The 11827-nt window shown below is 62.1% G+C and carries 10 protein-coding genes and 1 tRNA gene; 4 read left to right on the top strand and 7 right to left on the bottom strand.

From position 1 onward, the window contains the following. The first annotated feature begins 119 nt into the window (after positions 1-119). Positions 120-719 (top strand): HD domain-containing protein, encoded by a 600-nt coding sequence (locus DWV43_RS09340; protein ID WP_117818306.1) that lies wholly within the window; start codon positions 120-122, stop codon positions 717-719. A gap of 70 nt (positions 720-789) precedes the next feature. Here the strand turns inward: DWV43_RS09340 and DWV43_RS09335 are convergent, their stop codons facing one another. Next, positions 790-2076 (bottom strand): glutamate-5-semialdehyde dehydrogenase, encoded by a 1287-nt coding sequence (locus tag DWV43_RS09335; RefSeq protein ID WP_117583748.1) that lies wholly within the window; start codon positions 2074-2076, stop codon positions 790-792. Positions 2077-2188: 112 nt separating this feature from the next. On the opposite strand from DWV43_RS09335, the gene DWV43_RS09330 reads away from it, so the two are divergent. Next, positions 2189-3607, top strand: coding sequence for an alpha/beta fold hydrolase (locus DWV43_RS09330; RefSeq protein WP_117583749.1), 1419 nt, complete (start codon positions 2189-2191; stop codon positions 3605-3607). Between the two features lie 101 nt (positions 3608-3708). Here DWV43_RS09330 and proB read toward each other — a convergent pair whose 3' ends face one another. The 5 genes from proB to DWV43_RS09305 form a co-directional block, all read right to left on the bottom strand. Further along, complete coding sequence (proB, locus tag DWV43_RS09325) at positions 3709-4836, bottom strand: glutamate 5-kinase (protein WP_117818304.1); 1128 nt, start codon at positions 4834-4836, stop codon at positions 3709-3711. A 79-nt stretch (positions 4837-4915) separates the two neighbouring features. Further along, positions 4916-6421, bottom strand: coding sequence for a nicotinate phosphoribosyltransferase (locus tag DWV43_RS09320; RefSeq protein WP_117818302.1), 1506 nt, complete (start codon positions 6419-6421; stop codon positions 4916-4918). 84 nt (positions 6422-6505) lie between these two features. Further along, positions 6506-6913, bottom strand: coding sequence for a hypothetical protein (locus tag DWV43_RS09315; RefSeq protein ID WP_117818300.1), 408 nt, complete (start codon positions 6911-6913; stop codon positions 6506-6508). A gap of 64 nt (positions 6914-6977) precedes the next feature. After that, positions 6978-7050, bottom strand: a tRNA-Ala gene (locus tag DWV43_RS09310). 151 nt (positions 7051-7201) lie between these two features. Next, positions 7202-8140, bottom strand: coding sequence for a radical SAM protein (locus DWV43_RS09305; protein ID WP_117818298.1), 939 nt, complete (start codon positions 8138-8140; stop codon positions 7202-7204). Between the two features lie 525 nt (positions 8141-8665). Between DWV43_RS09305 and DWV43_RS09300 the strand changes: the two genes are divergently transcribed. Continuing rightward, complete coding sequence (locus DWV43_RS09300; RefSeq protein ID WP_117757744.1) at positions 8666-9865, top strand: MraY family glycosyltransferase; 1200 nt, start codon at positions 8666-8668, stop codon at positions 9863-9865. A gap of 161 nt (positions 9866-10026) precedes the next feature. After that, positions 10027-11076 (top strand): tryptophan--tRNA ligase, encoded by a 1050-nt coding sequence (gene trpS / locus DWV43_RS09295; RefSeq protein ID WP_117757745.1) that lies wholly within the window; start codon positions 10027-10029, stop codon positions 11074-11076. 331 nt (positions 11077-11407) lie between these two features. On the opposite strand, the gene DWV43_RS09290 is transcribed toward trpS, so the two are convergent. Further along, positions 11408-11728, bottom strand: a complete 321-nt coding sequence (locus DWV43_RS09290) for an MGMT family protein (RefSeq protein WP_089572047.1) — start codon at positions 11726-11728, stop codon at positions 11408-11410. Between the last annotated feature and the right edge of the window lie 99 nt (positions 11729-11827).

Genomic DNA, 11827 nt, shown 5'->3' with positions numbered 1-11827 from the left:
TATTTATTCAGTCCAAGTTTCGGGGCGCAGTTCACAGGCACCTTTGTGGTGGTTTTTTCGTTCTAGTCGTTCTAGTAGTATTCATTCTTATCGACACCTACGAACACAAGGAGTCTGTCATGGCAGAGCTGCTTACCGCCGGAATCACCCGCGATCGCGCGTTCGAACTGCTCAACGAGCACAACAAGGACCCGTTCCACATCACCCACGGCGAGACGGTCGAGGGCACCATGCGCTACTTTGCGCGCGAGTTCGACCCCGAGAACGAGGAGTTTTGGGGCATCGTCGGTCTGCTGCACGACCTAGATTGGGAGGAGCATGAGGACGACCCCATGAACCACACCATCTATGCGGCCGAGATCCTTGAAGGCGAGGGCGCCTCTCCCGATCTCATTCGCGCCATTCAGACGCACACGTCGGACTTCAACACCTCGCTGCCCAAGCCCGAGCTGCAGATGGAAAAGATCCTGTTTGCCTGCGACGAGCTCACCGGCCTGATCGGTGCTGCCGTCATCATGCGTCCGAGTAAGAGCGTCATGGACTTTACGACCAAGTCGCTCAAGAAAAAGTTCAAGGACAAGCGCTTTGCCGCCGGCTGCTCGCGCGACGTGATTTCGCAGGGCGCCGAGATGTTGGGCTGGGAGCTCCCCGAGCTCTTTGACCGCACCATAGCGGCCATGCAGTCCTTCGCCCCCGACCGCGATACCTTCCAGGCCTAACCGCCCACGCCACCTAAAACCGCCACAAAGGGGACAGGCACCTTTGTGGTGGTTTTTGTTTGCGCGGGCGTTAGGGGCGGACCTGGCCGGTGCCTCGGAGCTTGTATTTGTAGGTGGTGAGGGCCTCGGCGGCAAAGGGGCCACGGGCGTGGAGCTTTTGGGTCGAGATGCCGATCTCGGCGCCCAAGCCAAACTCGCCGCCGTCGGTAAAGCGCGTGCTGGCGTTGGCGTACACGGCCGAGGCATCGACCGCGTCCAGGAAGCGCTCGCAAGCATCCGTATCCTCGGCAACGATGGCCTCGGAGTGCATCGTGCCGTAGCGATTGATGTGTGCGATGGCCTCGTCCTCGTTTGCCACGACCTTCACGCTCATCTCGAGCGCCAGGTACTCGCGACCCCAGTCCTCCTCAGTCGCGGCGACGTAGTCATCGCCCTCCACAAAGCCGGCATCGGCGCACGCGGCGCACGTGGCCTCGTCGCCGTGAATGAGCACGCCGTGGTCGTGCAGCACGGCAACGACCGCAGGCAAAAACACATTGGCCACAGCATGGTCGACCAGCAGCGACTCGGCGGCATTGCACACGCCTACACGCTGGGTCTTGGCATTAACGATAATATTGAGCGCTTTATCGAAGTCGGCGGATTCATGCACGTAGATGTGGCAGTTACCCGTGCCCGTCTCGATCACCGGAACGAGCGACTCGCGCACGCAGCGCTGGATCAGGCCCGCACCGCCACGCGGAATGAGCACATCGACGACGCCGCGGAGCTTCATGAGCTCGCCGGTGGCCTCGCGGTCGGTAGACTCGATCATCGACACGGCCTCGCGCGGGAAGCCCTTGGCCTCGAGCGCATCGGCCAGCAGCTCAGAAATCATGGCACACGAGTGATAGGCCAGCGAGCCGCCGCGCAGAATGCAGGCGTTGCCGGTGCGGATGCAGATGCCCGCGGCGTCGGCCGTCACGTTGGGGCGCGCCTCGTACACCATGGCGACCAGGCCCAACGGCACGCTCACGCGGGTGAGGTCCACGCCGCTTGCGAGCACGCGGTGGTCGAGCACGCGGCCGACAGGATCGGGCAGCTCGGCGAGCTTCTCCAGGCCGGCGGCCATACCCTCGACGCGCTCGGGCGTCAGCAGCAGACGGTCGAGGAGCCCCGCCGAGGTCCCCGCATCGCGCGCGGCGGACATATCGAGCTCGTTGGCGGCGACGATGGAGTCGACACCGTTGCGCAGTGCTGCGGCCATGGCGCGCACGGCCTCCTGGCGCTGCTCGTCGCTCGCCGTGGCAAGCGAGGCCGACGCTGCCTTAGCGGCAACGGCAAGATCGTGGACATACGTGGCCATATCGACCGACATGGGCGGCCCTTTCTCCTAGAAGTTTGCAACCATGGTAGCCGATTTGCGCATGGCCTCGCCCGCGGCGGTAGAATTGGTCAACCCGAAACACCGCAACGAACGGAAGACTCACATGGCCCTCATCACTTCGTACCACGTCCCCGGCCTGTATGTCGAGGACCACAGCATCGACGTCCCCCTCGACTGGCGCGGCCTGGAGCCGATGCTCCTGGCCGTCGGCAGCACCATGCGCCGCGGCGCTATACCGACACCCATCGCCGGCGCGCCCGAGAGCATCAAGCTCTTCTACCGTGTGGTTTGCGCACCCGACCGCATCAACGACGACCTGCCGCTCCTTCTCTTTTTGCAGGGTGGCCCCGGTGGCGAGAGCCCGCGTCCGCTGTCGCCCACAAGCGATGGCTGGATCGAAGAGGCCGTCAAGCATTTCCGCGTCGTGCTGCCCGACCAGCGCGGTACCGGGCGCAGCAGCTGTGTAGACGGGCGCACGATTGCCGCACTGGGCGAGCGCGCCGAGGCGGCAGGCTCCGATGCGGCCCGCTCGCAGGCGGACTTCCTCAAGCGTCACCTCGCCAGCTCCATCGTGCGCGATTTTGAGTACCTGCGCCTGGTGGGCTTTGGCGGCAAGCCCTGGGTCACACTCGGGCAGAGCTACGGCGGCTTTTTGACGTTGAGCTATCTGTCGCTCTTCCCCGAGGGCGTGGCGGCAAGCTTTACCTGCGGCGGCATTCCGCACGTGCCGGCGAGCGCCAGCGAGGTCTACGCGCACACCTTCCCGCGCATGGCCGCCAAGACGCAGCAGTATTACGACCGTTACCCCGCCGATGTCGAGCGCGTGGCAGCCCTGGCCGATGCGCTCGAGGCTCAGAAGCCCGTACTGCCCGACGGCTCGCCAATGACGGTCGAGCGCCTACAGCTCATGGGCAGCGACTTTGGCATGAAGCCGAGCTTTGAGCGCATGCATTGGATTATCGATCACGCGTTTGTTACAGGCGACGGTACGCTGAGCTGCGGCTCCTCGGTATCCGACAGCTTTTTGATGCGCGCCTTCGAGCGCACCAACACGCGCACGAATCCGCTGTACTGGACGCTGCAGGAGTTCATATACGCCGACGGTGACACTATGCCCATTGGCTGGGCCGCAGCTGAAGAGAAGGCACACCACGCCGAGTTCGACACCCTCGCGCGCCCGCTCATGTTTACCGGCGAGGCCATGTTCCCGTGGATGTTCGAGCAGATGCCCGAGCTCAAGCCCTTCAAGCCCGCCATGGACCTGCTGATGGAAGACACCAGCTGGGACAAGATCTATGACCCGCAGCGCCTGGCCTGCAACGAGGTGCCGCTCCAGGCCGCGGTGTACTTCGATGACATGTACGTCGATTCGAGTCTGCAGCTCGACACGCTCAGCCGCGTGGGCAACTCGCACGCCTGGGTAACCAACGAGTTCGAGCACGACGGCCTGCACGGCAGTGTGGTATTCAAGCACCTCTTCGACGAGTCCCTCAACCGCGGAGACCTGCGCCGAATCTTCTAGCAAAGGAGTGTCCCCACCTGCCGGCACAATAGAAACGTCCCCAAGTGCCGGAAAAGGAGAGGCAGCACTGCTGGCAAAACGAGCCGCAGCGCTGCCTCTCTTTATGCAAACACTATCAAGTTGTCCCTATGGATTGCGGGCTTCTCGGCTAGGTCTGCCAGTAGACGGTTGCCGGCAATCTGGTCCTGGCGGCGGCCGGCGGCAAGCTCCAGCACGTCCGAATCGGCCTCAGCGATACCGCGGGCGACAACCATGCCGCTCGGGTCGCACACGTCGAGCACATCGCCCTCGGCAAACTGGCCATCGACCTCGCGAATACCCACCGCGAGCAGCGACGATCCGCGGCTGACCAGCGCCTTCGCGGCGCCGTCATCGACCGTCACCGAGCCGTGCGCCTTGTCGCCCAGTGCAATCCACAACTTGCGCGGCGCAATGTCCAGGCGCTCCGCCGGCGGATCGAACAGCGTACCCACGCTCTCGCCGCGGGCCAGACGCACGAGCGCATCGGGCTCCTCGCCCGAGCAAATCACGCTTTGAATGCCCGCCGTCATGAGAATGCGGCTCGCGCGAATCTTGGTGATCATGCCGCCCGTACCCACCGATGTGGAAGAATCGCCCGCCGAGGCGATAATCTTGGCATCGATCTTATGCACGACCGGGATAAACTCGGCCGTCGGATCCTCATGCGGATTGGCGGTGTAGAGGCCATCGATGTCCGAGAGCGTCACGCACAGATCGGCAGAAACCAGGCAGCTCACAAGCGCCGCCAGCGTGTCGTTGTCGCCAAACTTGATCTCATCGACGGTGACGGTATCGTTCTCGTTGACGACCGGCACCACACCCAGCTCCACAAGGCGAAGCAGGGCGTCGCGCGCGTGCAGGTAGGACGTGCGGCGCGCCGTGTCGTGACGCGTGAGCAGCACGAGCGAGGTGAGCAGGTCGCGCGCATGGAACTCCTCGTCGTAGGCCGACGAGATGATGCACTGACCGGCCGAGGCGCAGGCCTGCAGGCTCGGCAGGTCACCGACCGGCTTGCGGTCGAAGCCCAACACGGGATAGCCACAGGCGATAGCGCCCGAGCTCACCACAACCAGACGCCAGCCGAGCTTGCGCAGCGCTGCGGCCTGATCGGCAAGTCCGCCGATAAAGGCGCGGTTGACCTTGCCATCGGCACCCACCACCGTGGACGAACCGATCTTTACCACCATCGTTTTATAAGAAGTCGTCATACGTCAAACCAATCAACTGTTCAGCGAACGGCCGAGCCGGCGGCCAGGGAAGCGTGACTCGCCCCTACCGCCCAAGGAATTAGTGAGCCCAGGGAAAGGCAGAGGCCGCGGCCATGTTCTTGCGCACGAGCTCGTCGCGCACCTGAGCCAGGCCCTGCTCCATACCCACCACATAGGTCTGCGGATACAGGAAGCGCTTGAAAGCTGCGTCCAGATGGTCGAGCGCCCAAGCACAGCGCTCGCGCGCGTCCTGGATGCTCTCACGCGGAGCCACCGCACTGCCATCGCGCACGATCGGCACCAGCAGCTCGCGATACTCAAGTTCGGACACGTCGGTCACCAGGGCGGCATCGTTCACGGCCACAAGGGTATTGCCGCGCGCGGCGCCCTCCCCTGCCAGATGGTCCTCGTCATAAATCATGTCGCAAACCGGGCCGCCAAAGCCGTCGTAATAGCGTCGTACGCGCTGCACGCCGGGGATCGTGCGCTTGTAGGGCTGCTCGGAAAGCTTCACCACCGGCGTCCACGGCTCCGCGTCGCTCGCACGACGGGCCGAAAGCTTGTACACGCCGCCCAGCGCAGGCTGATCGTAGCAGGTCGCGAGTTTGGTGCCCACGCCAAAGCTGTCGATGGGCGCGCCCTGGTCGAGCAGCGACTGAATCGTGTACTCATCCAAATCGTTAGAAACCGAGATCCCCACATAGGGCAGGCCCTCGGCATCAAAACGGCCGCGCACATACTTGGAGAGCTTGGCGAGGTCGCCGGAGTCGATGCGAATGGCCGACAGGCGCTCGCCCACCGCTTCCATCTCCTTGGCAACCGTAATGGCATGTTCACAGCCCTCGCGCACGTCATAGGTGTCGATGAGCAGCGTACAGTTCTTGGGGCTCGACTTGGCAAAGGCGCGGAAGGCCTCGAGCTCGGAATCGAAGCTCATCACCCAGCTGTGCGCATGCGTGCCAAAGACGGGAATACCGTAGCGGCGGCCGGCGAGCACATTGGACGTAGAGGAGCAGCCGGCAACGTAGCTCGCGCGCGCGACGGCCAAGCCGCCATCGGGACCCTGAGCGCGGCGCAGGCCAAACTCGGCAACGGGACGGCCGTCCGCCGCCAGCACCACGCGCGCCGTCTTGGTGGCGACAAGCGTCTGGAACCCAACGATGTTGAGCAGCGCCGTCTCAAGCAGCTGGCACTCCAGCGCGGGGCCGGTGACGCGAACCATGGGCTCGCGCGGAAAGACGAGCTCGCCCTCGGTCACGGCGTCGATGTTTACATGCGCACGAAAATCGCGCAGGTAGTCGAGGAATCCAGGCTTGAACATCGCGCCGCCGGCCGGGGCCTGGAGCGAGGCGAGGTAGTCGATGTCCTCGGGCGTAAAGCGCAGATTCTCGACCAGCTCGGGCAGTTCGGCGGTGCCGCACATGACGGCATAGGCGCTGCCAAAAGGATGGTCGCGGTAAAACGCGGTAAAACAACCCTGCTCATTGGCCTTGCCACTCTCCCACAGGCCCTGGGCCATAGTGAGCTCGTACAGATCGGTGAGCATTGCAATGTCGGTGGGATGCGAGATGTCGGTCAAAGCCATGGGGCGACCTTTCGGATGCGTTGTGCAGAGGTTGAGGGTTGGAAAAGGGCAGAGTGTTCGGGCATGGTACCCAGCGCGAATGGGCTAGAGCAGGCCCATGCTGGTCAGGATCGTGTAGCCCATAAAGATGACAAACGCGATGAGGGCAAGGACAATGATGATTTTTTGAGCCGGCGCCATGCCAGGGATCTCGTTCTCGCCCGTAGGCTCCTTGGAGGTAACCATGCGCTGGGCAAAGGTCATCTCGTCACGGCTCGGCTTGGGCTCGACGGACTTGGAACGAGCGACCTTTTTAGGCTGAGGTTTAGGTGCGGTGGGCGCGGGCTTCGCGGCGGCCTCCTCGGCCTTCGCACGCTCGGCACGCAGGGCGGCCAGCTCCTCACGCTCGCGGCGTGCCTCTTCTTGGGCCTCGCGACGAGCTTTCTCGGCGCGGAGCTCTTCCAACTCGGCGCGTTCCTCGGCAGACAGTGGTTGGGACTCAAGCTTGGCCATGGTACAGCCCTTTCTTTTAAAAAAAGCCGCCGACACAATGTCAGCGGCTTATCAAATCCAAGGGTGGAGACGAAGGGAGTCGAACCCTCGGCCTCTGCCATGCGACGGCAGCGCTCTCCCAACTGAGCTACGTCCCCAAGACAAGTTGATATTTTACCTACGGCTCGCCAACTGTCAACGCCCAATACCCAGTCTTTTTGGGACGCGGCTATTTTGACAACTTTTCGAGCAGGCGATCCTCTCGATGATTTTTTAATCCCCGTCCCAGAAAAATCATCGGCGAGCGCACTACTTTGCGCTGGTGAGGACGCCGGTGGTGTCGAACGCCGGGGTGAAGCTCTCGTCTACCGCTCCGCCTTCTTGCCAAAACATCGTCGTAAAGCCCAGGTCGTCGGCATGGTCGAGCACCTGCTCGTACTCCTCGCGCGTCACGGCGCGCGCCAGGTCGCCGCCTTGTTCGCGCATGAGGGCATTGGGCGTGTACTGGTTCATGACCGAGATCGGCACGTCGCCCACCGTCTGCCACACCAGGTCCAACACGCGGCACGAATCGTCCGCATGCCCCGGCAGCACCAGATGACGCACGATTATGCCGCGCTTCATGAGCCCGTCCCCGTCTACCAGCTCTCCCCCGCGGCGCTCAATTTCGCACGCCATCTGGGCCAGACCCGACACAGCCACGCGCGGGTAGTCCTTAATATGAGAGAGTGACTGCGCAAGCGCCGCATTGGCATACTTAAAGTCGGTAAGCCACACGTCGACCAAATCGCCGAGCGCCGCCACGGCACTCGCACGCTCATAACCGCTCGTGTTGTAGACGATTGGAATGACCAGTCCGCGCTCCCGAGCTGCGGCAATCGCGACCGGCAGCAGGTGAGCATAATGCGTCGCCGTCACCAGATTGATGTTATTGGCACCTTGGTCCTGCAGCTCCAGCATAATCTCGACCAGGCGCTCGGGCGAAATCTCAAGCCCAAAATTGCCCGTCGAGATCTCGTGGTTCTGGCAATAGATACATTTGAGCGAGCAGCCGCTAAAGAAGATCGTGCCCGAACCTGCCTCGCCCGAGATAGGCGGCTCCTCCCACATATGAAGCGCCGCGCGGGCCACCTTGAGCGTGTCATCGGCACCGCATACGCCGTGCGCACCCTCGTCGCGCACCGCACCGCAACGGCGCGGACACAAATGGCAGGCGGGCGAAAAAAGTTCGGTCAACGGCGTCGGCATAAAAACATGCTCCAAAACAACGATTCAGCAGCTCAAACGTAAAGGGACCAACCGCACAGACGGCTCGAGCCCAAGGCGCCGTAATCGTCCGACACGATTTTTGTAATGTCAAGACTGGAATCGACAAAGTGCCGCTTTATGATGTAGGTATTCCGCCCCCCGCGGAGCAACTGGGTGAACCGTCGCGTTTATTTAGGGAGCCCACACAGTCGTACCTAGTACAGGTATCCTTCGTTGTTAAGGACGCTGGAACAGTCGATGAGGGCACCCACCTGTTTTAGGTGGGTTCATTTTCGTAACGTGGGGGGTGGTTTTCATTTGCCGAAAACCACCATTACAGCCCATATGGATCCCCGCCGGTATCCCGACAAGCCATCGACAACATCCCAATATCTGGTAAGCGCGTGATTATCGCTGCATGCAATTCCATGCACCCCCCGTGGTCGAGTATCATGGTTCGGCTATGCCCTTTGCGCATGGCGTTCTTCTGACCTTTTCCTTCGACGCTTGGCGGTTTTTAGATTCATGGCTTCATCCCCGAGCTACATACCGTACCTATGCGTGGCAGCGGCGGCCTTTATCACGACCTTCCTCATGGTGCCCCTGGTCAAGCGCTTGGCAATTAAGCTCGACGCCGTCGACTATCCTTCTAAGCGCCGCATCAACACCAAGCCCATCCCGCGTTTGGGCGGAACGGCGGTGTTTTTGGGCCTGGTCGTTGCCTGTATTGTGCAAATCCTAGGCACCTGGCACCTAGGCTGGCCGCCCGTCCTGGTGCCGCACCCGCGCCTTCACATTAGCTATCCCATGCTGGCGCTCTCCTTTACCGTCATCTTTGCGACCGGCGCTATCGACGACGTCTTCCAGCTCAAGCCCAAGCAAAAGCTAGCCGGACAGGTCCTCGCCGCGCTTATCGCCTGTATCGGCGGCCTGCGGATCGGCGTCATCGTCAACCCGTTTGCCCCCGGCGAGATCATGCTCGGATGGCTCGCCTACCCCATCACCGTGATCTATCTGGTGGCATTCACCAACATCATTAACCTCATCGACGGCCTCGACGGCTTGGCCACGGGCATCTGCGGCATCGCGTCGTTCACCATGTTTTCGATGGCCGTTCTCTCGGGCCGCATCGACGCCGCCGCGCTCTCCATTGCGCTCTTTGGCGCTTGCCTGGCCTTTTTGCGCTACAACTTCAACCCCGCAAGCATCTTCTTGGGCGACTCGGGGTCGTTGCTTCTGGGCTTTGCACTGGGCTCCATCTCGCTGCTCAACGTGAGCCGCACCGCCGCGCTCACCTCGCTTATCATCCCGCTCATCGTTGCCGGCGTGCCCATCATCGACACGTTTAGCGCCATCGTGCGCCGCAAGCGCGCCCACATTAGCATCGGGCAGGCCGACAAGGGCCACATCCACCACCGCCTGATCCAAGAGGGCTACAACCAAAAGCAGGCAGTGCTCCTCATCTACGCCTGGTGCATCATGCTTTCGGCCGGCGCCGCCGCGATTAACCAGGTCGAGGTGCCCATGCGCGTGCTCATCTTTACCGTACTCGCCATTGGCTCGGCGGCCTTTGCCAAGCACCTGCACCTGTTTGAGCCCGTGCTGCGCCACCATTACAACAAGCGCACGCACGAGGACGAGCTCGTCACCCCCGACGATCCCGCCTTTAAGCAGGAGGAGCAGGCGGCAGAAGAACGCAGGGAGGAGCGCCACCACAGGCGCTAGGGTAAGCCGCCGAGGATGCGCCCAGGCGCCGCCGGCCAAACGCGCAGCCACGCCGCGCCCATCGCACATGCCGCCGCTCTCCCGCCCCTCGCGTACTTACGCCCCGACCCTCCAATAAACGCGTTATCATCTTGACCCATGAACATACGTTAGGAGCAATCATGCCAAACGAGAACAGCTACGAAGTCGCGCTGCAAAAGAGCAACGCCATTCGCGAGGGCCTGGCCAAAACGCCCGAGAAGTTCACCATGCTCACCGGCGACCGCCCCACCGGCCGTCTGCACCTGGGTCACTACTTCGGCACCCTCAAGGGCCGTGTTGAGCTGCAGAACATGGGCGCCAAGACCAACGTGCTCATCGCCGACTACCAAGTCATCACTGACCGCGATACGACCGAGCACATCCAGGACAACGTGTACAACATGGTCATGGACTACCTTGCCTGCGGCATCGACCCCGACAAGACCATGATCTACGCGCACTCCGCCGTGCCCGCCGCCAACCAGCTCATGCTGCCGTTCCTGTCGCTGGTCTCCGAGGCCGAGCTGGCGCGCAACCCCACGGTAAAGGCCGAGATGGAGGCCTCGGGCCACGAGCTCACCGGCCTTCTGCTCACCTACCCGGTGCACCAGGCCTGCGACATCCTGTTCTGCAAGGGCAACGTGGTGCCCGTCGGTCGCGACCAGCTGCCGCACATCGAGCTCACCCGCACCATCGCCCGCCGCTTTAACAACCGCTACGGCAAGGTGTTCCCCGAGGTCGAAGCGCTGCTTTCCGAGACCCCGCTACTGCCGGGCCTGGACGGTCGCAAGATGAGCAAGAGCTACGGCAACGCCATCAACATCTCGATGACCGCCGAGGAGACGGCCAAGCGCATCAAGAAGAGCCAGACCGACTCCGAGCGCATGATCACATTCGATCCCGAGAACCGCCCCGGCGTGTCCGGTCTGCTTTCGACGGCCGCCATCTGCACTGGCCGTTCCGAGGTCGAGATTGCCGAAGAGATTGGCATGGGCGGCTCCGGCCAGCTCAAGAAGTACGTGACCGAGGCCGTCAACGAGTACTTCGCGCCGATCCGCGAGCGTCGTCAGCGCTATGAGAACGATCTGGACTATGTGAAGGACGTGCTGCACGAGGGCAACCGTCGCGCCAACGAGATTGCCGAGCAGACCCTGGCCGAGGTTCAGGACGCCATGGGCATGGTGTACTAGGCAAAGCGCCTTCGCACAACATAGACGGTGAGGCTGAATCCTCACCGAAACAGGAACAGGCCCGCTGGCAGATAGTTGCCAGCGGGCCTGTTCCCGAAGTACACCGTTGAATCGCACAGAGGGGAGGAATGCGAATCAAACTCAACAGGGCAGGCTTTTTCATCGCCTATTGCCTGCTCCGTTGCTGAAAACAATATAGTTCACCGTGGTTTACTTTGCTGCGACAAACCGCTCCGCCATACCTTCTCCATAAGTTAACCTCGGTAAACCTGCCAAAACCACCACAAAGGGGATAGGCACCTTTGTGGTGGTTTAAGCCACGACAGAGCCGCTAGAGCCCTGCAGGCCAGCGACAGGCGGCCAAGTCGACGTGCATGTCGTCCTTAAACGCCACACCCTCCCCTAGCAAAAGCTCACGTTGAGCATCGGGACCGCCAAAAGCAAAACCATCGCATATGCGGCCATCGGCAAACACCACGCGGTGACAGGGAATCTCGCCGGGGCGCGGATTGCCATGCAGGGCATACCCCACGTACCGCGCACTTCGTGGACGTCCAGCAAGCAGCGCCACCTGACCATACGTGGCGACCATCCCCTCGGGAATCTGCTCGACCACCTCGTACACCCGCTCAAAAAAGCCCTCAGACGCCATTGCTCGCTCCCTTCCACCCGGAATAGCATAAACCACCACAAAGGTGCCTGTGAACTGCCTCCCATTTCTTGGACATCGGGAAATGGGAGGTTTTCCATG

The organism is Collinsella sp. AF05-9, from assembly GCF_003465595.1.
Taxonomy (GTDB): Bacteria; Actinomycetota; Coriobacteriia; order Coriobacteriales; family Coriobacteriaceae; genus Collinsella.
This window is presented reverse-complemented; position numbering and strand designations above follow the sequence as displayed.